The organism is Archangium lipolyticum, assembly GCF_024623785.1.
GTDB lineage: Bacteria > Myxococcota > Myxococcia > Myxococcales > Myxococcaceae > Archangium > Archangium lipolyticum.
Genome location: NZ_JANKBZ010000006.1, coordinates 421,664 through 443,242, shown reverse-complemented (window position 1 = coordinate 443,242; position 21,579 = coordinate 421,664). Strand labels below are relative to the sequence as shown.

Genomic DNA, 21,579 nt, shown 5'->3' with positions numbered 1-21,579 from the left:
GGGGGGGCCCGAACCGCGTGTCGTCGAGGGGAGCCGGGTCCGGGCGGGTCTCGGGCCCGGCTCCTCCACTCCTACCCCTTCCGTCAGAGGCCGCCGGGGCCCAGCACGCCTTCCAGCCCCTGGAAGGGCTTGGTGACGACGGCGCGCAGGATGATGTTCTCCAGTTGGATCTCCAGCGATGACGGAGTGCCGATCCTCACCTGCGTCACCGTGTTGCTCACGATGACCCAGATGCGCTTCTGGCCGATGGCCTTCACCAGCGTGGGCGAGTTGATGGACACCGGCGTGTGGGAGGCGGGCGCGAATTCACGCTCCGGCAGGAGGATCTCCGCGGTCTCGTAGTAGGGGGGCAGGTTGTTCCGGGTGTAGAAGACGGGCGAGTCCGGCGTGGCGTTGCCGGTGAGCGACAGCCGCCCGACCGTCTTCAGCGTGAACATCTGCGAGGGGTTGTGCACCGTGAGGGTGGCGCTGATCTCCTTCACGGTGACGTCGAGTCCCTGCGTCTCCGCGGGCAGGTCGACGGCCACCTCGACGTAGGCGGGCTCGCCCACCGAGGTGATGGGGATGTTCTGCGTCTGGGGGGGCGTCTCCACGGCGATCTCGGCGGAGCACGCGGAGAGCAGGAGCGGGCAGAGCAGGGCGAGGAGCTGGCGTTTCATCGGAAGGTCCAGGACAGGTCGAAGGCGGGGATGACGGGGATGCGGCCGCCGTTGTAGGGCAGCATGGGCTCGGTCAGGTCCACGTAGGCGGCCCCGAGCGAGAGGCCGAGGTTCTCTCCGGCGTAGCGGATGCCGGCCGCGCCGCGCAGGGGCAGGCCCTCGCGCAGCACGGTGCCGAACTCACCCACCACGGACCAGTTGCCGGCGAAGTTGATCACCACCGCGCCCGTCACCGAGGTGGAGGTGGCCTGGTAGCGGGAGTGACGCGCCTCGGCCTGCACCAGCACCCGGCCGAGCGACACGCCATACAGGGCGTAGAAGCTGGGCCCGCTGAAGCTGGCGTCGTAGCGCTTCACCGCGGGCTCCTGGGAGGTGACGAAATCGGAGATGAGCGAGGCGCCCATGAACTTCGCGTAGCGCGCACCGACGACGAAGCGGTGCGGCCCCGCTTCCACCCCCCAGCGCAGTCCCAGGTTGGGCGTGAGCGCCAGGTCCGCCAGGACGGAGGTGTCCAGCGCGAAGCCCAGGGCCAGCGGCAGCGCCGAGCGTTGCAGGCCAATGACGGGGTGTTTGATGGCGGCGGCTTCGTCGAGGGTGAGCAGCCGCGCGTTGCCGGCGCGAGCCTCCGCGGGCTGGAGGAGGGCGACGAGCGCCCAGAGGACGAGCCCGGCCGCGACGGGGCGGCTCAGGCGGGGAGAGGTATCTCGAGGGTTCAACCCACTCACTCCTTGAGAGGAAGGGAAGGGCCTCGATGTACCGCGTCCCGGCCCGCTCTGTCACACGCACTCCCGGTGTGGATGGGTGTACGAGGGCGCCTCCTCGCCCGGTGGGCGGCCATCCCGGCCACGGGTTCACCTTGCGAACGGACGGAGCCGGACCTATTCGGGTCACTCGCGCATGAGTGACGCCATCCAGGACGAGCACCAGAGGATGTTGACGCTGCTCAAGCGGCACGGGTGGAACGCGACGTCCTTCCAGGTGCTGGAGCCGGGGTACTCGTACTGGTTCGACGGCGAGGACGCGTGCGTGGCGTACGTGGACACGGGCAAGGCGTGGGTGGTGGCGGGGGCCCCCATCGCCTCCGAGGAGCGCCTCGCCGAGGTGGCCGAGCGCTTCGAGGCGCACGCGGCCGCGTCGGGTCGGCGCCTGTGCTTCTTCGCCACCGAGCAGCGCATGCTGGCGGCGGCCCCGTTGAAGGGGCTGTCCATTGGCGAGCAGCCCGTGTGGGACCCGAGGCGCTGGGAGGAGGGCGTCCACGAGAGCCGGAGCCTGCGCGAGCAGCTGCGTCGCGCACGGGCCAAGGGCGTGAGGATTCGCGAGGTGGCTCCCGCCGAGCTGAAGGACCCCGGCCACCCGACGCGGGCCGGGGTGGACCGGCTGATGGAGCGCTGGCTGCGGTCCCGGCGCATGGCGCCCATGGGGTTCCTGGTGCAGCTCTCCCCGTACGCCTGGGCCGAGGAGCGCCGCTCCTTCGTGGCGGAGCGGGACGGGGAGGTGGTGGCCTTCCTCTCGGCGGTGCCGGTGTATGCGCGCAACGGCTGGTTCGTGCAGCACCTGCTCCGGGACAGGCACGCACCCAACGGCACCGCGGAGCTGCTGGTGGACGCGGTGATGCGCGCGGCGGCCGCGGAGGGGCGGAACTACCTGACGCTGGGGCTCGCGCCCCTGGCGGGCGAGGTGGCCGGCTGGCTGCGCGCGGCCCGGGCCGTCGGCACACCCCTCTACGACTTCGAGGGCCTTCGGGCCTTCAAGGCCCGGCTGCGCCCGCATGCGTGGGACCGTATCCACCTGGCCTGGCCCGCCCGGCACTCCACGCCCTGGCCCGTGTACGACGCCCTCACCGCCTTCGCCCGGGGAAGCCTCGCGCGCTTCGGCGTGGCCACGCTCCTGCTCCGGCCCCTGCTGCTCGTGTGGCTGCTCGCCGTGCTGCTGGTGCCCTGGACGGTGCTGCTCGCGCTGCCCGTCAACGCGCCCCGCTTCCCCTCACCGCTCGTGCAGTGGGGCTGGGTGCTCTTCGACGTGGGGCTGACGGTGGCGCTCTTCTCGCTCGTCCGCCGCTGGCGCGCATGGCTCGCCACGCTGCTGGCCTCGGTCATCACCGGGGATGCGTGCCTCACGCTCCTCGAGGCGCTCCTCTACAACGTCCCCCGCGCGCAAGGCCCTGGCGACTGGCTCGTCATGTTCGTGGCGGTGCTCGCGCCGGCCCTGGCGGCGGTGCTGCTCTTCTGGGCGCGCCGCCACCCGACACTCGAGCACGTCTGAGGCTTCAACCGTTTGGAGGTGGGTCGTCCTCGGGCGGCACCGGCGTGGGCGCGGGCGAGAGGTACACGTCCCGGCCCTGCACGCGCGCCACTCCGTGGTAGCGCACCATGTAGTCCCGCCGGGCGGGCCATCCCTGCTCCAGCTCGAAGTGGGTCTCCCCCACGTTCGCCACCGTGCCGAGCTTCCGGCCTTCCAGGTCCCTGACCGTCATTCCTTCCTGGATGTCATCCGGGCTGATCATCATCGCCGTCCCTCAATCATGGTCGTTCCTCACGGATTTGCCCTCCCTCGTCACATACATGTCGTGTCTCCCCCTCGGAGAAAACACTCAGGGTCGCGCGCCTCGGCCTGTACTCGTCCCCTCCCATGAGGAGGGAGCAACGCCCGTCCACCCCGGTGGAGGAGGGGACGGGCAGCCAGAGGATGCAGTCACACTCTGTGTCTCCTCCTACCTTTCTCTCCGAGGTCTCATGACGCACGGGGGTGATGTCCATGGCGCAGGCGCAGGCCCAGAGGTTGGACGCGCTCCGGATCGACCGTTCGGCCCACCCCCGGCGGAGACATGGACGCCGGTGGTTGTTGTGGGGAGCGCTCGCCGTCGTGCTCGCCCTGGTGGTGGGGTCGCTGGTGGTGGGTCGAGCCCCCAGCGTGCGCGTGGCGGAGGTTCGTGAGGCCCGTCCCGGCGAGCAGCAGACCGAGCTCTCCGCCGCTGGTTTCGTCTCCTCGCGCCGGCGCTCCATCATCGCGCCCCAGGTGGCGGGCCGCCTGGTGGAGGTGGCGGTGGACGAGGGCGACGCGGTGAAGAAGGGGCAGGTGCTCGCCCGCCTGGATGACCGGGACGCACGTGTGACGGCCGCGCGGGCCCGTGCCGAGCTCCAGGCGGCCGAGCAGCGGCTCCTCGCCGCCCGGGCCACGGGGACGCGGGCACGGAGCGACCTGGCCCGGGCCGAGCGGCTGGCACAGGCGCAGGTCATCACCCGGGCGAGCCTGGAGGAATCGCAGGCCCTCGCCCAGGCTTCCTCCGCCGAGGAGATGGCCGCGAGTGCCCAGCTCACCGCCGCCCGGCGCGCGGTGGAGGCCGCGGAGCTGCAGCTGTCCCACACGGTGGTGCGGGCGCCCTTCCCGGGCACGGTGGTGCGCAAGCTGGCGGATGAGGGCGCGGTGCTCGCGCCCGCCGCGCTCGAGCAGGAGAACATCGGCGGCATCGTCGAGCTGGTGGACCTGGGGGCGCTCGAGGTGGAAGCCGAGGTCAGCGAGGAGCAGCTGCCGCGCATCGAGGTCGGGCAGCCCGCGCTCATCTTCCTGGATGCGTACCCGGACCGGACCTTCGCCGGGAAGGTGCGCTCGATACGCCCGGCCATCGACCGCTCCAAGGCCACCGCGGACGTGAACGTGGAGTTCGACGAGATACCCCCGGGCGTGCTGCCGGACATGGGCTCGCGGGTGGCCTTCCTGAAGGAGGAGCTGCCTCCGGAGGCGCTCACGAAGAAGGACGGGGCGCTGCGAGTCCCGGCCTCGGCGGTGGTGCCGAGCGAGGGGCAGTCCGTGGTGTGGGTGGTGCAGGACGGGCGGCTGAAGCGCCAGCCGGTGCAGGTGGGGGAGAAGGTGGGGGACGAGGTGGCGCTGGCGCAGGGGCCGAAGCCGGGGACGCAGGTGGTGGTGTCGCCCGACGAGCGGCTGCGCACGGGGCGCAAGGTGAAGGTGCTGACGGAGGGCGGATGAGCACCGTGCCGATGGAAGTGACGCCTCCCATCATCCGGCTCCGGGGGGTCTCCAAGTCCTACCGGCGCGGCGATCTCGTCGTGCCCGTGCTGGAGGGGGTGAACCTGGACATCGAGACGGGGGCCTTCGAGGCCTTCATGGGCCCGTCCGGCTCGGGCAAGTCCACGCTGCTCAACCTCATCTCCGGGTTGGACCGGCCCACCACGGGCGTGGTGGAGGTGGGCGGGCACGACCTGGCGCGCATGAGCGACAAGGAGCTGTCCGACTGGCGCGCGGGCCACGTGGGCTTCGTCTTCCAGATGTACAACCTGCTGCCCGTGCTCACGGCGGCGGAGAACGTGGAGCTGCCGCTGCTGCTCTCGCCGCTCTCTCGCTCGGAGCGCCGCGCGCACGTGGCCGCCGCGCTGGAGGTGGTGGGCCTGGGGCACCGGATGAACCACCGCCCGCCACAGCTGTCCGGAGGCGAGCAGCAGCGGGTGGCGATCGCCCGGGCCATCGTCACGGACCCGGACCTGCTCATCGCGGACGAGCCCACGGGAGACCTGGACCGCAAGTCGGCCGAGCAGGTGTTGGATCTCTTCGCGCTGCTGCACCACGAGCTGCACAAGACGCTGGTGATGGTGACGCATGATCCGCATGCCGCCGAGCGAGCGGACCTGGTGCGGCACCTGGAGAAGGGGCTGCTGCAATGACGTTCGGGCGGCTCGTCTGGAAGGACCTGCTGCGCAATCCGTTGCGCCTGGGCCTCACGGTGTTGGCGGGGGCGGTGGGGGTGATGGCCTTCATCTTCCTGCGCACGGTGGTGGACCTGTTCTACGTGGGAGCGACGGCGGCCCAGGCGGACCGGCTCTTCACCCGCAGCAAGGCGTCCATCACGGAGGATCTGCCGCTGTCCTATATGCCGCGCATCGCCGCGGTCCCGGGCGTGAGCGACATCACCTTCTATGGCTTCTTCGGCGGCAGGTACGGCGAGTCCCAGAAGGACTTCTTCGGCTCGGCCTTCGTGGATCCACCCTCCTTCATGAAGGTGTTCGACGAGGTGGCCGTGCCTCCAGAGCAGGTGGCGGCCTTCTCGGCGGATCCGTGTGGTGCGCTCATCGGAAAGGACCTGGCGGCTCGCTACGGCTGGAAGGTGGGGGAGCGGGTGACGCTCAAGGGCACCATCTACCCGGGCGACTGGACCTTCACCGTGCGCGGCATCTACGACGTGCGCAGCGGCGGCATGGATACCGCCACCTTCTTCTTCGGCTTCCGCTGCCTCAACGAGAAGATGCCGGAGAATCAAAGGGACAGGGTGGGGGCCTTCATGCTCCGGGTGGAGGACCCCTCGCGCTCGGCGCTGGTGTCCTCGACGGTGGACGCCATGTTCGCCAACAGCCCGTACCCCACGCGCACCGAGAGCGAGCGCGCCGCCACGCTGGGCTTCATCTCCATGCTGTCGGCCATCATCACCGCGGTGCAGGTGGTGTCCACCGTCATCCTGCTCATCATCCTGCTGGTCATCGGCAACACGCTGGCCATGAGCGTGCGCGAGCGCACGCGCGACCTGGCGACGCTGCGGGCCATGGGCTTCAAGAGCGGGCGGGTGGTGATGCTCGTCCTCTTCGAGTCGTTGGTCATCGGCCTGGCCTCGGCCGTGCTCGGGGTGCTCATCGCGCCGCCGCTCATCAACGTCTTCATCGCGGCCGTGGGATCGCAGATGGGGGGCGGCATTCCCAAGGACTTCATGCGCGAGAGCACGTTGCTGTTCGGAGCACTGGCGGCCCTGGGCGTGTCGCTGCTGGCCGGGGCCATCCCCGCGATGCGCGCCGTGCGCATCTCCGTGGCCGAGGGGCTGAGGAAGGTGGCCTGAGCGATGATTCCCCTCTACTACAACACGCGCAGCCTCTGGGCGCGGCGGCTGTCGACGGGGCTCACCGTGGTGGGCCTGGGGCTCGTCGTCTTCGTCTTCGCCGCGGTGCTGATGCTGGCCAACGGCATCGAGTCCGCGCTCGCCTCGGGCGGAGACCCGCGCAACGTCGTCCTCCTCAACGAGGGCTCCACCAGCGAGCTGATGAGCACCGTGGAGCGCGGCGCCCTGCGGGCCCTGGGCAGCGCCACGCAGGTGGCCTCCTCGGTGGAGGGGGACCCCCTGGTGGCCGGCGAGCTGGTGGTGCCGGTGCTGCTGCCCCGCCCGGATGGGAAGGAATCCAACGTCAATGCGCGAGGCATCGGCCCCCAGAGCTTCGCCATCCGGCCTGTCGTGCGGCTCATCGCGGGGCGGCCTCCGAGGGTGGGGACGAATGAGATCGCCCTGGGCGAGGCGCTGGTGGGGCGCTCGCCGGGCGCGAGGCTGGGAGGCGAGCTGCGCTTCGCCGAGCAGCGCTGGCCGGTGGTGGGCGTCTTCTCGGCCGGCGGCGGGGCCTACGAGTCCGAGCTCTGGGTGGACGTCAACCGGCTGGGCCCGGCCTTCGACCGGCCGGGGCTGAGCTCCATCGTCGTACGGACGGGCTCGGTGCAGGCCCGGGATGCCTTCATCCAGGCGGTGGATGGAGATCCGCGCTTCACGCTCGATGCGAAGCCGGAGCCCGAGTACTGGGCCGAGCAGGCCACGTGGCTGGCCACCTTCATCCGGGTGCTCGGGCTCTTCGTGTCCTTCATCTTCAGCGTGGGCGCGGTGCTGGGCGCGATGATCACCATGTACGCGCAGGTGTCGGCGCGGATCACCGAGCTGGGCATGCTGCGGGCGGTGGGCTACCGGCGCCGGAGTGTGCTCGCGAGCATCCTCATCGAGTCGGCGGTGCTGGGCGCGGCCGGAGGGGTGCTGGGCGCGCTGGGGGCGCTGGCCACGCGGTGGATGGAGATCCGCACCCTGAACTTCCAGACGTTCGCCGAGGTGCGGTTCGGCTTCACGCCGACACCAAGCATCGTGGTGGCGGCGCTCGTGTTCGGGACACTCATGGGCACACTGGGCGGGATGCTGCCCGCCCTGCGCGCCTCACGGCTGTCCATCCTGGATGCACTGAGAGCCTAGCTTCCCATCTCTTCCCTCTCCCTCTGGGAGAGGGTCAGGGTGAGGGTCTACACACGGTGACCCGGTGCTCTCTCTGGAGGCAAGACCCTCACCCCCGCCCCTCTCCCAGAGGGAGAGGGGAGACGACGACGGCTCAGCCCGGCTGGCAGACCTGGCGCAGGATGTCGAGCGACTCCAGCGCCTTGCCCGCTCCCATCACCACCGCGGACAGCGGATCCTCCGCCAGGAACACCGGCAGGCCCGTCTCCTCGCGCAGCAGCGTGTCCAGGTTCTTCAGCAGCGCTCCACCACCGGCCAGCACGATGCCCCGGTCCGCGATGTCTCCGGCCAGCTCCGGCGGCGTGCGCTCCAGCGTCAGCTTCACCGCCTCCACGATGCCGTTCACCGGCTCGCTCAGCGCGTCTCGCACCTCGTCGCTGCTCACCGTCAGCGTGCGCGGCACGCCCGCCACCAGGTCTCGACCCTTGATCTCCATGGTCATGACCTCCTCGGTGGGGTACGCCGTGCCGATGCCCATCTTGATGAGCTCCGCCGTGCGCTCGCCGATGAGCAGGTTGTACTTGCGCTTGACGTACTGGATGATCGCCTCGTCCAGCTTGTCGCCGCCGATTCGCACGCTCTTGGCGAACACGATGCCCGCCAGGCTGATGACCGCCACGTCGGACGTACCACCGCCGATGTCGACGATCATGTTGCCGCTCGGCTCGGTCACGGGCAGGCCGGCTCCAATGGCCGCGGCCATCGGCTGTTCAATCAAGTACACCTCGCGGGCACCGGCATTGGCGGCGGCTTCACGCACGGCGCGGCGCTCCACCTCGGTGATCCCCGAGGGGATTCCGATGACGATGCGCGGGCTCACCAGCGACTTGCGGTTGTGCGCCGTCTGGATGAAGTAGCGCAACATCGCCGCGGTGATCTCGAAGTCGGCGATGACGCCGTCCTTCATGGGGCGGATGGCCACGATGTTGCCCGGCGTACGGCCGAGCATCTCCTTGGCCTCCTTGCCCACGGCGAGCACCTTCTTGCCGCCCCGCGCGTCCTGCTGCACGGCGACGACGGAAGGCTCATTGGAGACGATGCCTTGACCGCGGATGTAGATGAGCGTGTTGGCCGTGCCCAGGTCGATGGCGAGGTCGCGCGAAAAGAGAGTGTGGAGCCAGTCGAACATACGGGGGCGGAAACTTTCGGTGGTGCGGCGTCATTTCCCTGCACTTTCAGGGAACGCGCGGCAACCTACTACGCGGGGCCTCCAGCAGGAAGAAAAGGCAACTGTCAAGGCCAGGGCCCGGCCGGAGAGCGTCCGGGCCTCGGGGCCCCCCGTCCTTCCCCTCCACGCGCCCTTCCTCCCTCTGACAGATGGTCCGGGGTGAGGGGTTTCCCCCACACTCCCGTGGCCTGCTCGGCTCCTCTCAGTGGAGCGGGTGGGGCTCGGTCTCCTCGGCCAGGAGGAAGGTGTCCGCCGCCTCCCCGGCCTCCTGCTCGATGGAGACGGGGCCGAGGTGGAAGGGCTCGGCCACCGCGCCGGTCTCCACCGCATGGCGGTACTCGGGCGTCTGGCGCAGGGCCTCGCTGGTGATGCGCAGGAGGGCCTCGCGCACGGGCTCGAAGAGCAGGCCCGCGGCGTACCAGAAGGGGGCGTAGTCCAGGCGGATGAGGCCCTTCACGCTCCAGCCCCGCTTCTCGTAGTCCCACGGGCAGCGGCCGAGCGCCTTGCGCAGCAGCCAACCCGTGGTGAACTCGGCGCCGAAGATGACGGCGGTGTAGGCGAGGGCACGCACCGGCCGGGGCAGGAAGCGCAGCCGGTCATGGAGCAGCTCCATCCCCAGCGCCGTGGCGCCGTAGATGGGGTGCATCCAGAGGTACGTCGTCGCCGTGGCGTTCCTGTCCCGGTCGAAGAGGGCCGCCCCCATGCCGGTGAAGCACACCTCCATCACCCAGCCAGTACACCCGTACAGCAGGAATCGCGGTAGCACTCTCGGAACCTAGGAACCGGATTCCGGAGGGGCACCTGGAACGGGAGGTCAGTGAGTTGCCAGGCGGACGAGCGGGCCCGCGAGGGGCCGGCCGGTGTCCGCCGCTGGACACCCCGAAGGGGCGCTCAGCGTTTGATGGCGTACTTGCCGATGGCGTAGAGGGCCCGGACGCCGTCCTTCCAGCCGATCTTCTTGCCCTCCTCGTAGGTGCGCCCGTGGTAGCTGATGGGCACCTCGAAGACGCGCCAGCCCCCGCGAGCCACCTTGGCGGTGATTTCCGGCTCGATGCCGAAGCGGTCCTCCTCGATGTCGACCGACCGGATGACCTCGGCGCGGAAGGCCTTGTAGCAGGTCTCCATGTCCGTGAGGTTCAGGTTGCTGGTCATGTTGGACAGCATGGTGAGGAAGTGGTTGAGCACCGAGTGCCAGAAGTAGAGGACGCGCCGGGGCGTGCCGGTGAAGCGGCTGCCGAAGACGACGTCCGCGTCGCCATCCATGATGGGCTGGATGACGCGGGGGATTTCACGCGGGTCGTACTCGAGGTCCGCGTCCTGGATGATGACGATGTCCCCGGAGGACTCGGAGAAGCCGCGGCGCAGGGCGGCGCCCTTCCCCTGGTTCTTCTCCTGGAAGAGGATGCGCAGCTCGTTGCGGTTCTTCGGGGTGCCGTCGAGGACGGACAGGCCCTTGTCGGCGAGCTGCTGGAGGAACTCGCGGCTCCCATCCCGGGAGCAGTCGTCCACGATGACGAGCTCCTTGGGGAAGTCCACCGCGGTCACGCGGCGGAGGATTTCGGCGAGGGTGGCAATCTCGTTGTAGACGGGGATGACGACCGAGACGAGCATGGCGGGTGGGGCTCTACCCGATTTCGGTGCCCCGCGCGACTCTTCGGTAGGGAGAGCCCCTGGAAACGGGGGCGCCCCTCCTACCAGTACCGGCGCTGCGGAGGGGGCGGAGGGGCCGGCGCGGGCACCGGCTCGAGCATGCCGCACCCCAGGAGGCGATCCACCGCCGTCTTGACCTCCTTCGAGGAGGCGCAGTCCTCCAGGCTGCGCGCCGCCTCCGAGATGGTCCTCTCCCCCATCCCGAACTCCACGAGGAAGAGTCCATCCTCGGAGGTGAGCCCTCGGGGGGTGCTCCAGGCCTCACGGGCCGCGTCGAACTGGGCGCGTCCCGCCCCGGCCCGCGCCTTCTCCACCATGAGGGTGTACGCCGACACGGCCTCGTTGCCCTTCGGGGAGAGCCGGAACTTCTGCGCCCGCCCGAAGCGGACCTTCTCCGCATTCTCGTCGCTCATCCTACCGCCTCCATGTCCTCTGGCCGTCCCATTCGCTCGAGCATCGCACGTGGCTCCCCAACGCCGCGCCCACGCTCTCATGTCTCCTCGACGAACCGCGAGAACGCCGGATGGTGCAGGTGGCACCTTCGTAACACGTTCGGACTCCGCGGCGGTCACGCGGTGGAACTTTATCGGTGAGCAGACGTTCGGAGGCTCCCCCACCAGCCGAGAGCCTCCGGCAGCGGGCTTCACGCCGCCCGGCGCAGCGCCTCCAGCAGCGCGTCCAGGTCTCCGTCCGTGGTGAGCGGGTTGATGATCGTGGTGCGCAGCCACACGCGCCCGCCGAGCGTCGTCTGCACCAGGTAGAAGTCCCCGCTCGTGACGAGCGACTCGCGCAAGCGCACCTGGAGCGCGTCCAGCTCCGAGGCGGGCACCCCCTGGGGCGTGTGCCGGAAGCAGACGATGTTGCAGTCCGGGGGCACGGCCAGCTCGAAGTCCCCGGCGGCCTGGAGGCGCTCGGCGAAGCGGCGCGACAGGTCGAAGGTGCTGGTGACGGAGTCCGCGAAGAGCTTCGTGCCCAGCACGCTCAGGCTCGCGTACAGCTTGAGCGCCATCATCTCCTTGGTGCACTCCAGCGTGCGCAGCCCCACGTCGCTCCACGGGCGCGTGTCCTGGCCCGTGAAGAGGTAGGAGGCCTCCTGTGCGAAGGCCTCGAAGGAGCGGTTGCCCTCGCGGAAGAGCACGGCGGTGGTGAGCGCCGGCATCATCATCAGCTTGTGCGCGTCCCACACCACCGAGTCCGCGCGCTCGATTCCCTTCACCTGGTGGCGGTACGTGGGGCTGAGCGCCGTCGAGGCTCCATGCGCTCCGTCCACGTGGAACCACAGGCCGTGTTTCTCGCAGAAGTCGGCCACGGCCTCGAGGGGATCGAACGCGCCCGTGGCGGTGGAGCCCGCGCTCGCCACCACGGCGATGGGGCGGCGGCCCGCGCGCTTCGCGGCGGCGAGCGTGTCCTCCAGGGTCTCTGGGCGCAGCCGGTAGCGCGCGTCCACGGGCACGGGCGTGACGCCCCCCGTGCCCCAGCCCATCACCTTGATGGAGCGCGAAATGCAGTAGTGGGCCGATTCGGGAACGAGCACCGTGAGCGGAGGCCCGGCCGTGGCGCCACCGTTCCACGCGTCGAAGCCCGCCTTCGCCTGGCGCGCGGCCAGCAGGGCGGTGAGGTTGCCGGCGGAGCCCCCCGAGGTGAGCACGCCTCGCGCGCCCTCGGGCAGGCCGAGCACCCCGGCCATCCACCGCAGCACGTTGTGCTCCATGGCCGTGGAGACGGGCCCCATCTCGTAGACGGCCATGCCGTTGTTGAGGAGCGAGGAGGCCAGGTCGCAGAGCGCCGACAGCGGCAGGGGGGCCGACACCTGGTGGCCCACGTAGCGCGGGTGGTGCAGGTGGTGCGAGCCCTCGATGACCCGCGAGAGCAGGGCCGTGAGGTCGCCGGTGGGCTCCTCCGGGAAGTCCGCCGGGAAGCGCTCGACGTGGGTGGCGGGCGGGGCCCAGGGCAGCACCGGCCCCTCGCGCCGGAGGGTCCGCGCGAGATGGTCGGCGAGCTGGTCCACCAGCTGGTGCCCGAGCTGGCGGAAGTGCTCGGGGTCGTAGGCAGCGGTGAGGCGGGAAGAAGACATGGGGCCTGCATGGCCCCATGGCGCCCGGGCGTCAATGGGTTCGTGGCCCCTGGGACGGGGAGGGGGTCTCCTGCTTGCACCCTGGTCGCCACGCGTGGTTTCAGTCGCCATCCACACCGTGAAAGGAGGCCCTCCATGGCCGCCCGCATCACCATCACGTACTGCAATTCCTGAGGCTACAAGCCTCGGGCCGCCCGTGCGGCGGCCGTGCTGAAGAAGGAGCTGAACCTGGACGCGGATTTGAAACCCGGTCCCTCCGGCAGCTTCATCGTGGAAGTGGATGGTAGACCCGTGGTGAAGAAGGAATCGCTCGCCTTCCCCACCGAGCAGCAGATCGTCGAGGCCGTGTCCAAGGTCCTCGGCGGCCAGGCGCCTCCAGCCAGCTCCTGACCCCTGGCATGCGGGCGGCCGGGGGCTCGCTTCCCGGCGCCACGCTCCTCAGCCGCGGCCCATGGCCCCACCTTGTGCGAGTGGAGGTGAGGCCATGGGTGCAGCCTGGATGGAATCCCCCTTCGAGCGGCGCTCGATTCAGCACGCGATGAAGGTGCGCGATCAGGACGGGAAGGTGCTGGGGAAGGTGGCATGTATCGGGCAGACGGTCCTGTTCGTGCGCCGGCGCTTCTCCCGCCAGCTCTGGGCGGTGCCCCTGTCCCACGTGGAGCGGGTGACGGGACAGGGCGTGTACGTTTCGGGCCGAGAGCACGCGGCGGTGGAGCCGGTGGGAGACCGGCTTCGCACGGAGATCATCACGGCCGTCCACCCGTTGGCGGAGCCCGCGCGGACGCACGCATGAGGATGGTGCGCCGGGCGGGGTTTCGTGCTTGAAGGAGCGCCCATGTCCTCCATCGAGAGTCTTTCCCAGAGGGTGTCCGCGGCCTTCGCGGACCGGGCGAAGCTGAAGGAAGCGGAGTACGCCGCGGCGGTGCGCGAGACGCTGGCGCTGCTGGACGCGGGCGAGCTGCGGGTGGCCGAGAAGGGACCCGAGGGCTGGAAGGTGAACGCCTGGGTGAAGGAGGCCATCCTCCTGTTCTTCGCCATCTCCGACATGAAGGTGATGGAGGTGGAGCCCTTCGAGTTCTTCGACAAGATTCCGTTGAAGAAGGGGCTGGAGGGAGCGGGCGTGCGGGTGGTGCCGCCGGGCGTGGTGCGCTACGGGGCCTTCGTGGAGCGCGGGGCGGTGGTGATGCCCGGCTACGTGAACATCGGCGCGCGGGTGGGGGCGGGGACCATGGTGGACACCTGGGCCACGGTGGGCAGCTGCGCGCAGGTGGGGCGTGACGTGCACCTGTCCGGCGGCGTCGGACTGGGCGGGGTGCTCGAGCCACCCACCGCCTCGCCCGTCATCATCGAGGACCGGGCCTTCATCGGCAGCCGCTGCATCGTGGTGGAGGGCGTGGTGGTGGAGGAGGAGGCGGTGCTCGGCGCCAACGTGGTGCTCACGGCCTCCACGCCCATCATCGACGTCACCGGCCCCGAGGAGAAGGTCTACAAGGGCCGGGTGCCGGCGCGCAGCGTGGTGATTCCCGGCATGAAGGAGAAGCAGTTCCCCGCCGGCCGCTACATGGTGCCGTGCGCGCTCATCATCGGGCAGCGCAAGGAGAGCACGGACAAGAAGACGAGCCTCAACGCGGCCCTGCGCGACTTCGCCGTGCCGGTATAGGCCCCGTCGCAGGGCCCCCCTCTCAGGCCTCGCCCGCCCGCTGTGTTGCCCCGGGGTGAGGCCATGCACATGTCCAGAGGGGATGGGGCGAATCCCCGGACGGGCGGGAGGGGTGGCGCGAGCCCGTCCGGAGGCAGCCTCGGATGGACTCGCTTCAGGAAGACACGGACTTCGGCGACTCCTTGTTGGAGGAGATGGTGCATGCCGAGCCCTGGCTTCCCAGTCCCGTGCCCGGAGAGAAGCTGGGCGGCTCCAACGGCCGGCGCTTCGAGATTCAGCTCGCCCTGGGCCACGGCTCCATGGGCGAGGTGTTCCGGGCGTGGGACTCGGAGCTGCAACGCGAGGTGGCGCTCAAGTTCCTGGTGTCCCGCTCCGCGTCACTCGGGAGCCGGGCCACCGAGCTGCTCCAGCGCGAGGCCCGGGCCATCGCCCGGCTGAACCACGAGAACATCGTCCGCCTCTTCGACGTGTCCGAGTGGCGCGTCGAGCACGGGGGACAGCGGCTTCCCTTCCTGGTGATGGAGTACCTGGAGGGGCAGTCGCTGGCGGAGCTGTTGCACAAGGGCCGGCTGGAGCTGAAGCAGGCGATGGTGCTCATGGAGGGCGTAGCGGCCGGCCTGGCCCACGCCCACCGGAGACATCTCATCCACCGGGACTTGAAGCCCGCCAACGTCTTCCTCACCCGCGAGGGGACGGTGAAGCTCCTGGACTTTGGCCTGGCCCATCTGGTGGCCAGCGCCCTGCCCGTGCCGGAGATGTCCACTGCGGGCACCCCCCTGTACATGGCGCCGGAGCAATGGTTGGGCGGGCCCCAGGACGAGCGGACCGATGTGTGGGCCGCGGGGTTGCTGTTCTACGAGCTGCTGACCGGCGTGCGGCCCTTCCCCTCCCTGCGTGCCGAGGAGCTCCGCGCCCGGGTGACCTCGCCGGAGCCGTTGCCCTCGGTGCGCGCGCTCCGCCCCGAGTTGTCGCCGGAGGTGGAGCAGCTGCTCGCCTCGGCGCTGGCCAAGGATCCGGCCCGGCGCATCCCCTCGGGGCAGGAGCTGTTGGAGGAGCTCCGAGAGGTGAGCGAGCACCTCGGGCTGCACCGCGAGCAGGGGCAGAGCTCCCTTCCCCAGCGCCGGCAGGTGACGCTGGTGTGCTGTGTGTTGACCAGCCTTCCGGCGACGCTCGACCCCGAGGACCTCGGTGAGCTGGAGACCGCCTTCCACGAGAGCTGCGCGGAGCTGCTCCGCCAGCACGGTGGCTCGGTCACTCCCGCCATGGGCTCCCAGGTGCTGGCCTGCTTCGGCTACCCCCACGTCCAGGAGGAGGACTCCAAGCATGCCGTGCATGCGGCCATGCTCCTGACCCGCGAGCTCCCCCGGGTGCTCCAGCGCAAGCTGCCACGCCCGTTCACACGAGGGCTCTCCGTGGCGGCCGGCGTCCACACGGACACGGTGGCCCTGCACGAGAGCGCGGGCGTGCCCGTCCTGTCGGGAGAAGCCCCCGACGTGACCGCCTGGCTGGCCCGGCAGGCCCAACCCGGCACGGTGCTCCTCAGCGAGACCACCCGGGTCCTGGTGCGCACCACCTTCGAGCTGGAGCCGCTCGGGACCCGCGTCCCCACGGCGCCGCCGGGCCACCACCCGGTGCGGGTGTTCCAGGCGCTGAGCGAGCGCATGGCGGGCTCCCGCTTCGAGCGGACGCGCGAGACCTTCGGGCTGACCCCGCTGGTCGGGCGGGAGCGGGAGCTGCGAGAGGTGCTCGGCCTGTGGGAGCGGGTCCGGCGGGGATGGGGGGCCGCGCTCCTGCTCCGCGGGGAGGCCGGTCTGGGCAAGTCCCGCCTCATCCACGAGGTGCGCGTCCGGGTGGCTCCCGATGCGGACCGCCGCCTGAGTGCCCAGTGTGGCGCCTCGTTCTCCAGCAGCGCGCTGTACCCCATCATCGAGCTGCTCCAGCGCCTGCTCGAGGACGCCCGGACGGATGGCTCCTCGCCCCTCTCGCTTCGAGGTGTGGCGCAGCGGCTGCTCGCGCTCGGCGTCCCCGTCGAGAACCTGCAGGCGCTCGTCTCGCTCCTGTCCCTTCCTCCGGTGGAGACGCTGCCCTCCATCCAGCTCACGCCGGAGCGGCGGAAATCCCTGGTCTTCGAGGCCCTGGGCCTCCTGCTGCGGGGCCTGGCCCGCGAGCGCCCGGTGCTGGCCGTGGTGGAGGATCTGCACTGGGCGGACCCCTCCACCCTGGAGCTCCTGGCCTCGCTGCACGAGCCGGTGACGCAGTCCCGGGTGTTGCTGCTGCTCAGCTCCCGCCCCGAGTCGCGCGACACCACCCCCCGGTGGCCCGGCCTCCACGTCCTCTCGCTGGAGCGGCTGTCCGAGGCGCACACCCAGGCGCTGGTGCGGGAGATGGTCCGGGACCGGTCCCTGGCCTCGGACGTGGTGCGGCAGCTCGTGAAGAGGACGGAGGGCGTTCCGCTCTTCGCCGAGGAGCTGACGCGCATGATGTTGGAGCGGCAGGCCGCTGGAGATCCGTCCGCCACCATTCCCCTGAGCCTGCACGAGCTGCTCCTCGCCCGCCTGGATGCGCTGCCTCCACGGCAGAAGACGCTGGCGCAGCTCTGCTCCGTGATGGGACGGAGCTTCTCGAGTGCCCTGGTGGCCGCCCTCACCGAGCAGTCCGAGGCCGCGAGGCGCAGGGATCTGGAGGGACTGGTCGCCGCGGGCATCCTGGAGCAGGAGGGGCCGGACGTGGGGCCGACGGAGTACCGCTTCCGGCACGCCCTCATCCAGGACGCGGCCTGCCAGTCGCTGCTGCGTGGCACCCGGCGCGAGTACCACCAGCGCATCGCCGAGGTGCTGGAGGAGTCCTTCCCCGAGGTGGCGGAGTCGCATCCGGAGCTGCTGGCGCATCATTATACGGAGGCCGACCAACCGGCGCCGGCCATCGATTGGTGGGCTCGCGCCGGAGCGCTCGCCAGCCAGCGCTCGGCCAACCAGGAGGCGATCGAACACCTCACACGGGCGCTGGAGCTGCTGCGGGCCCTGCCGGACGCGGGCCAGCGTCAGGGCGAGGAGCTGCGGCTCCTGGTCGCGCTGGGCATTCCCCTGGTGCAGGCGCGGGGCTACCGCTCCCCCGAGGCGGAGGAGACCTTCGCGCGCGTGCGGGTGCTGCTCGATGCGGTGGGTGAGGAGCTGCCCCGGCTGGAGCTGTCCTACTGGTGGGTCTTCTCCTTCCGCATGGTGCGCGGTGAGCTGCCCCTGGCGCGGGAGCTGGCGGAGCGGCTGGTGGCCCTGGGCCAACGCCAGCACCTCCGGGAGCTGCTCGCCCTGGGGCATTGGATGGTGTGCATGGTGGCCTTCGCCCGTGGGGAGGGCCGCATCGCGCGGAAGCATGCGGAGCTCGCGCAGGAGTGCTCGAGCTTCACCTTGGAGGAGCACCGGGTGCTGGCACTCCGGCACTGGGTGGATCCGCGGGTGGCGGCGCTGGCCTCCGGCTCGGTCATCTACTCCTGGGTGGGCGAGCAGGAGCTGGCTCGCTCCTGGGCCCAGGAGGCGCTGGCGCTGGCTGGACGGATCGGTCACCTGCACACCTCCGCCTTCGCCCTCTACTCCGTGGCCATGGGCTCCCAGTTCCGGGGGGATGTCGCCAGTACCCTGGAGCTGGCGGAGCGGTGCCTGGCGCTCTCGGGCGAGCACGGCTTCCGCGTGTGGCGGGGCGGAGCGGCGCTCCTGCGCAGCTGGGCCCTGGCCGGGCTGGGATGGGCCCCGCAGGGACTGGCGCTCATGCGCCAGGGGATCGATCAGCTGCGCGCCTCCGGTATCCGGGCCAGCCAGGGCTACTACTTCGGCATGCTGGCGGAGATCCACCTGTTGCGGCGGCAACCCCAGCAGGCGCTGGAGGTGCTGGACCAGGTGATGGCCGAGCCTGACGAGGAGCGCTTCTACGTCTCGGCACTGTACCGGCTGCGGGGCGAGAGCCTGCGCAGGCTCGGCCGTGAGCAGGAGGCCGAGGCCAGCTTCCGGTCGGCGCTCGCGGTGGCCCGTGAGCAGGGGGCCCTCACCCTCGAGCGTCTCGCGAGGCAGCGGCGCGAGCCTTGAGGTGCGCTCCGCTCATCACGAAAGTTGCTTCACGGCTCCCTCTTTCGAGGGGGCGTGCTCCATGAGGTGAAGACCGCGTATGAATCCCCGAGCGACCAGGTTCCGTCTGTTCTTCCACGGCAAGTTGCTCGTGGCGTTCGTCCTGGTCCTCCTCCCGGTCCTGGGGCTGCTGATCGCCGGCTTCCTCTCCGACCTGCGAAGGACCCAGGCGTTCATCCTGGACGCCCAGGCGATGACGGCCCAGTCCGTCGCCGTGCAGGTCACCGAGGTCTTCGATGGCGCCATCGGGCTCGGCTGGGCCGTGGCGCAGGATCCCCTGATACGGTCCCTGGACCCCGGCGCGCTGGACTCGCACTTGAGGAAGCTGGTCGGGCGCAGCCCCCTCTACGAGTCCATCGGGGTCTACGACGCGCGGGGCATCCAGCGGGGTTGGGGAGGCCCGGCCGGCTTCGCCGAACCCGGACCCGACATCCACGACCGCACGTACTTCCAACAGGTGATGGCGAGCAATTCCCCCCTCATCTCCGACGTGCAGGAGTTGGAGCACACCCGGCGCGCGGGGTTGATCGCCAGCATTCCCATCCGTGACGCCAGAGAACGGCCCATCGGGGTCGTCACCATCCGGCTCAGGGCGGAGCAGCTCGCGGAGCGCTTCCTGAATGCCCGCTTCCAGCAGCGGCAGGTCCTCCTCCTGGTCGACCCCGGTGGCAGGCTGGCCTTCCACACCGGCGCCGCCTACCTCCCCTACCGGCAGAGTGGTTCCTACCTGGACTTCGCCGCCGTCCAGGAGGCGCTGAGAGGTCTCCCGAGCCGGCTGGCCCGGTTCCAGAGCCCCTTCCTGGGAGACGAGCACCTGGGGGCCTTCACCCCGGTCCCCCGGTATCCCTGGGCCGTGGGGGTGTCGGTCGAGCGCGACCTGGCCCTGGCCCCCATCTACGCGCAGATGCGCCTGAAGCTCGGCGTCTTCGGGGGCATCCTCGTGCTGAGCCTCCTGCTGGCCCTGGGGCTGACCCGCTTCTATGCCCGCCCGGTGCGGCAACTCCGGGCGGCCGCCCTGGCGCTGGGACGGGGCGATCGGGAGGCCCGTGTGAACATCCATACGGGAGATGAGATGGAGGAGCTGGGCAAGGCCTTCAACACCATGGCGGCCGAGGTCGCGCGGCGCGAGGCGGAGGTGAACGCCCTGCACAAGGAGGCCGAGCATCAGGCCCTGGAGCTCGCGGCCATCATCAACAGCGTGCCGGATGCCATCTTCCTCGCCAGCCCGGAGGGGCGGCTGATCGGCACCAATCCCGCGGGCGCGCGTCTGGTGGGGCTGAAGGGCCTGGCCGCGTTCACCGACATGCCCTTGTCCGAGAGCCTCCTGCTCTACGACCTCCGGCACCCGGATGGACGCCCGCTGGCGCAGAATGAGACACCGCTCGCCCGTGCGTTGAAGGGCGAGACCTTCACCGACGTGGAGATGCTCCTGCGCAGCCTGGATGGGAGGGAGCTCCTGCTCAGCGTCAACGGCGCCCCCGTCCGGGATGCGTCCGGGCAGATCATCCTCGGGGAGATCGTCCTCCGGGACATCACCCGGCGCCGGCAGGAGGAGGAGGCCCTGCGCAGGAGCGAGGAGAGCCTCGCCCAGGCGCAGCGCATCGCGCACCTGGGCAACTGGGATTGGGACCTGGCGAGCAATCAGTTCCGTGTCTCGGAGGAGGTCCGCCGCATCCTGGGCCTGTCTCCCCAGTCCCGCGCGCTCTCCTACGAGACGCTCCTCTCCCTCGTCCCGCCCGAGGAGCGGCAGGGAATCGAGAAGGCGATGGAGGCGGCCCGGGAGAAGCTGGAGCCCTTCCGCCTGGACCATCGCATCCTCCGCCGGGACGGCACGGAGCGCATCGTCCACCAGGAGGTGGAGGTGCTCCAGGAGGAGCACGGCCACCCGGTGCGCATCGTGGGGACGGTGCAGGACATCACCGAGCACAAGCGGGTGGAGGACGAGCTGGCGCGGCTGCTCGACCAGGAGCTGGCGCTGGCCCGGGTAGGCCAGGCGCTGGTGAGCGAGGTGGAGCTCGAGCGCATCGCCCAAGTGGTCATCGAGCAGAGCCTTCACAGCCTGCGCGCCGATATCGTCGGGCTCTGGCTGGCCGAGCCGGAGCGCCGGGAGCTCACCCTGCTCGCCGCGCACCAGCTTCCCAAGGATGAGAGCCTGGGGCACCTCTCCTTCGATGCCCCCGTGCTCACGGCGCAAGCGGCCCGGACGGAGCTCGTCCAGGTCGTCGAGGACATCCAGGCGGAAGGGCGGCAGGGCGCCTCGTGCATCTGGGCGGAAGAGGGAGTGCGCGGAGTGGCGGCGTTTCCGCTGCGCTCGCGCGGGCGCCTGGTGGGGGTGATGACCTATGGCACCTACGCCCCCCGCGCCTTCTCCTCACGCGAGCTGGAGTTCCACTCCACGCTGGGCCAGTTGTTCGCCGTGGCCATCGACAAGGCCTGCCTGTTCCAGCAGGTGCGCGAGGCGCTGCGGCTGCGCGAGGAGTTCATGGCGGCCGCGGCCCACGAGCTGAAGACCCCCGTCACCGCCATCCAGACCTGGGCGGAGGTGTTGCTGGAGAAGGAGGCACCCACTCCACGCCAGCAGAAGGGGCTCACCGCCATCGCACGCAACACCCGGCGGATCACCCGGCTGGTGGAGCACCTGTTCGCGGCCGTGAAGATGGCTCCCGGTGTGCCGAAGCTGAAGCGCCAGCCGTTCGATCTCCTCGCCCTGATTCAAGAGCGGGTGGAGAAGGCCGAGGGCACCACGGAGAGCCCGATTCATGTCGAGGCCCCGGGCCCGCTCATCGTCGATGGCGACGGCTATCTGCTGGGCGAGGTGCTGTCCCACCTGCTGGAGAACGCCACGCGGTACTCGCAGTCCGGTGCGGCCATCGAGCTCGAGGCCCGGAGTCAGGGAGGCGAGGCCGTGGTCTCCGTGCACGACCAGGGCCCGGGCATTCCGCCGGAGCGCCAGCCCCATGTCTTCGAGCCCCTCTACGAGCCGCTGCCACCCGGGGCGCCGGGCTACACGGGGGTGGCGGGGCTCGGGCTGTACCTGAGCCGGCAGATCATCGAGGCACATGGGGGACACATCTGGCTGACGAGCTCTCCGGGGAAGGGCTCGACGTTCTCCTTCAGCGTCCCCCTGGCGGAGGCTTCGGCCGAGGCGCACCTTTCCTCGTCCGGTTCCGAGCGGGAGCTCCTCCTTCAGGGATGAGGGGAGGAAGGAGGGTATGGT

At 70.4% G+C, this 21,579-nt stretch carries 17 protein-coding genes and 1 pseudogene; 10 read left to right on the top strand and 8 right to left on the bottom strand.

All coding sequences use genetic code 11. The features are described 5' to 3' along the window. Positions 1-83 precede the first annotated feature (83 nt). Both NR810_RS16785 and NR810_RS16780 read right to left on the bottom strand, forming a co-directional pair. Positions 84-659, bottom strand: coding sequence for a hypothetical protein (locus tag NR810_RS16785; RefSeq protein ID WP_257453617.1), 576 nt, complete (start codon positions 657-659; stop codon positions 84-86). Then, positions 656-1,375, bottom strand: coding sequence for a hypothetical protein (locus tag NR810_RS16780; protein ID WP_257453616.1), 720 nt, complete (start codon positions 1,373-1,375; stop codon positions 656-658). Before NR810_RS16780 ends, NR810_RS16785 begins: the two co-directional genes overlap by 4 nt. Positions 1,376-1,556: 181 nt before the next feature. On the opposite strand from NR810_RS16780, the gene NR810_RS16775 reads away from it, so the two are divergent. After that, entirely contained in the window at positions 1,557-2,921 is a 1,365-nt protein-coding gene (locus NR810_RS16775) for a DUF2156 domain-containing protein (RefSeq protein ID WP_257453615.1), read from the top strand. Between the two features lie 4 nt (positions 2,922-2,925). On the opposite strand, the gene NR810_RS16770 is transcribed toward NR810_RS16775, so the two are convergent. Further along, positions 2,926-3,165, bottom strand: a complete 240-nt coding sequence (locus tag NR810_RS16770) for a DUF2171 domain-containing protein (protein ID WP_257453614.1) — start codon at positions 3,163-3,165, stop codon at positions 2,926-2,928. A 248-nt stretch (positions 3,166-3,413) separates the two neighbouring features. Between NR810_RS16770 and NR810_RS16765 the strand changes: the two genes are divergently transcribed. From NR810_RS16765 to NR810_RS16750, 4 genes are read left to right on the top strand one after another with little or no spacing between them, the layout of a single operon-like run. Then, on the top strand, positions 3,414-4,643 hold the full coding sequence (locus NR810_RS16765) for an efflux RND transporter periplasmic adaptor subunit (protein ID WP_257453613.1): 1,230 nt from the start codon (positions 3,414-3,416) through the stop codon (positions 4,641-4,643). Further along, positions 4,640-5,335 carry an ABC transporter ATP-binding protein gene (locus NR810_RS16760; RefSeq protein WP_257453612.1) on the top strand — a complete coding sequence of 232 codons (696 nt, stop codon included), beginning with the start codon at positions 4,640-4,642 and terminating at the stop codon, positions 5,333-5,335. Before NR810_RS16765 ends, NR810_RS16760 begins: the two co-directional genes overlap by 4 nt. Next, positions 5,332-6,495 (top strand): ABC transporter permease, encoded by a 1,164-nt coding sequence (locus tag NR810_RS16755; RefSeq protein WP_257453611.1) that lies wholly within the window; start codon positions 5,332-5,334, stop codon positions 6,493-6,495. Before NR810_RS16760 ends, NR810_RS16755 begins: the two co-directional genes overlap by 4 nt. 3 nt (positions 6,496-6,498) lie before the next feature. Further along, positions 6,499-7,656 carry an ABC transporter permease gene (locus NR810_RS16750; RefSeq protein WP_257453610.1) on the top strand — a complete coding sequence of 386 codons (1,158 nt, stop codon included), beginning with the start codon at positions 6,499-6,501 and terminating at the stop codon, positions 7,654-7,656. 133 nt (positions 7,657-7,789) lie between these two features. Here NR810_RS16750 and NR810_RS16745 read toward each other — a convergent pair whose 3' ends face one another. From NR810_RS16745 to NR810_RS16725, 5 genes are all read right to left on the bottom strand, one after another. Beyond that, positions 7,790-8,824 carry a rod shape-determining protein gene (locus NR810_RS16745; protein WP_043412497.1) on the bottom strand — a complete coding sequence of 345 codons (1,035 nt, stop codon included), beginning with the start codon at positions 8,822-8,824 and terminating at the stop codon, positions 7,790-7,792. Between the two features lie 241 nt (positions 8,825-9,065). After that, positions 9,066-9,629, bottom strand: coding sequence for a putative ABC transporter permease (locus NR810_RS16740; protein ID WP_257453609.1), 564 nt, complete (start codon positions 9,627-9,629; stop codon positions 9,066-9,068). A 125-nt stretch (positions 9,630-9,754) separates the two neighbouring features. Next, positions 9,755-10,474, bottom strand: a complete 720-nt coding sequence (locus tag NR810_RS16735) for a glycosyltransferase family 2 protein (RefSeq protein ID WP_257453608.1) — start codon at positions 10,472-10,474, stop codon at positions 9,755-9,757. A gap of 80 nt (positions 10,475-10,554) precedes the next feature. Next, on the bottom strand, positions 10,555-10,926 hold the full coding sequence (locus NR810_RS16730) for a hypothetical protein (RefSeq protein ID WP_257453607.1): 372 nt from the start codon (positions 10,924-10,926) through the stop codon (positions 10,555-10,557). 230 nt (positions 10,927-11,156) lie between these two features. Continuing rightward, the gene (locus NR810_RS16725) at positions 11,157-12,587 is read right to left on the bottom strand and encodes a pyridoxal phosphate-dependent decarboxylase family protein (RefSeq protein WP_257453606.1); all 1,431 of its coding nucleotides are present in this window, start codon (positions 12,585-12,587) and stop codon (positions 11,157-11,159) included. 186 nt (positions 12,588-12,773) lie between these two features. Between NR810_RS16725 and NR810_RS16720 the strand changes: the two are divergent. The 5 genes and pseudogenes from NR810_RS16720 to NR810_RS16700 form a co-directional block, all read left to right on the top strand. Continuing rightward, positions 12,774-12,977 (top strand): annotated as a pseudogene (locus NR810_RS16720) (hypothetical protein); the annotation flags it as partial. A gap of 94 nt (positions 12,978-13,071) precedes the next feature. Next, a complete protein-coding gene (locus tag NR810_RS16715) occupies positions 13,072-13,380 on the top strand; it encodes a PRC-barrel domain containing protein (protein WP_257453604.1) in 309 nt (102 codons plus the stop codon). Between the two features lie 42 nt (positions 13,381-13,422). Further along, entirely contained in the window at positions 13,423-14,247 is an 825-nt protein-coding gene (locus tag NR810_RS16710; protein WP_257453603.1) for a 2,3,4,5-tetrahydropyridine-2,6-dicarboxylate N-succinyltransferase, read from the top strand. A gap of 143 nt (positions 14,248-14,390) precedes the next feature. Further along, positions 14,391-18,323, top strand: a complete 3,933-nt coding sequence (locus NR810_RS16705) for a protein kinase domain-containing protein (protein ID WP_257453602.1) — start codon at positions 14,391-14,393, stop codon at positions 18,321-18,323. 79 nt (positions 18,324-18,402) lie between these two features. After that, complete coding sequence (locus tag NR810_RS16700; RefSeq protein WP_257453601.1) at positions 18,403-21,558, top strand: ATP-binding protein; 3,156 nt, start codon at positions 18,403-18,405, stop codon at positions 21,556-21,558. Positions 21,559-21,579 lie beyond the last annotated feature (21 nt).

What these genes read in the sequence shown, in the direction of transcription:
- NR810_RS16785 (WP_257453617.1), bottom strand. Translation starts at nt 659, where the DNA reads ATGAAACGCCAGCTCCTCGCCCTGCTCTGCCCGCTCCTGCTCTCCGCG.
- NR810_RS16775 (WP_257453615.1), top strand. Translation starts at nt 1,557, where the DNA reads ATGAGTGACGCCATCCAGGACGAGCACCAGAGGATGTTGACGCTGCTC.
- NR810_RS16770 (WP_257453614.1), bottom strand. Translation starts at nt 3,165, where the DNA reads ATGATGATCAGCCCGGATGACATCCAGGAAGGAATGACGGTCAGGGAC.
- NR810_RS16765 (WP_257453613.1), top strand. Translation starts at nt 3,414, where the DNA reads ATGGCGCAGGCGCAGGCCCAGAGGTTGGACGCGCTCCGGATCGACCGT.
- NR810_RS16760 (WP_257453612.1), top strand. Translation starts at nt 4,640, where the DNA reads ATGAGCACCGTGCCGATGGAAGTGACGCCTCCCATCATCCGGCTCCGG.
- NR810_RS16755 (WP_257453611.1), top strand. Translation starts at nt 5,332, where the DNA reads ATGACGTTCGGGCGGCTCGTCTGGAAGGACCTGCTGCGCAATCCGTTG.
- NR810_RS16750 (WP_257453610.1), top strand. Translation starts at nt 6,499, where the DNA reads ATGATTCCCCTCTACTACAACACGCGCAGCCTCTGGGCGCGGCGGCTG.
- NR810_RS16745 (WP_043412497.1), bottom strand. Translation starts at nt 8,824, where the DNA reads ATGTTCGACTGGCTCCACACTCTCTTTTCGCGCGACCTCGCCATCGAC.
- NR810_RS16735 (WP_257453608.1), bottom strand. Translation starts at nt 10,474, where the DNA reads ATGCTCGTCTCGGTCGTCATCCCCGTCTACAACGAGATTGCCACCCTC.
- NR810_RS16730 (WP_257453607.1), bottom strand. Translation starts at nt 10,926, where the DNA reads ATGAGCGACGAGAATGCGGAGAAGGTCCGCTTCGGGCGGGCGCAGAAG.
- NR810_RS16725 (WP_257453606.1), bottom strand. Translation starts at nt 12,587, where the DNA reads ATGTCTTCTTCCCGCCTCACCGCTGCCTACGACCCCGAGCACTTCCGC.
- NR810_RS16715 (WP_257453604.1), top strand. Translation starts at nt 13,072, where the DNA reads ATGGGTGCAGCCTGGATGGAATCCCCCTTCGAGCGGCGCTCGATTCAG.
- NR810_RS16710 (WP_257453603.1), top strand. Translation starts at nt 13,423, where the DNA reads ATGTCCTCCATCGAGAGTCTTTCCCAGAGGGTGTCCGCGGCCTTCGCG.
- NR810_RS16705 (WP_257453602.1), top strand. Translation starts at nt 14,391, where the DNA reads ATGGACTCGCTTCAGGAAGACACGGACTTCGGCGACTCCTTGTTGGAG.
- NR810_RS16700 (WP_257453601.1), top strand. Translation starts at nt 18,403, where the DNA reads ATGAATCCCCGAGCGACCAGGTTCCGTCTGTTCTTCCACGGCAAGTTG.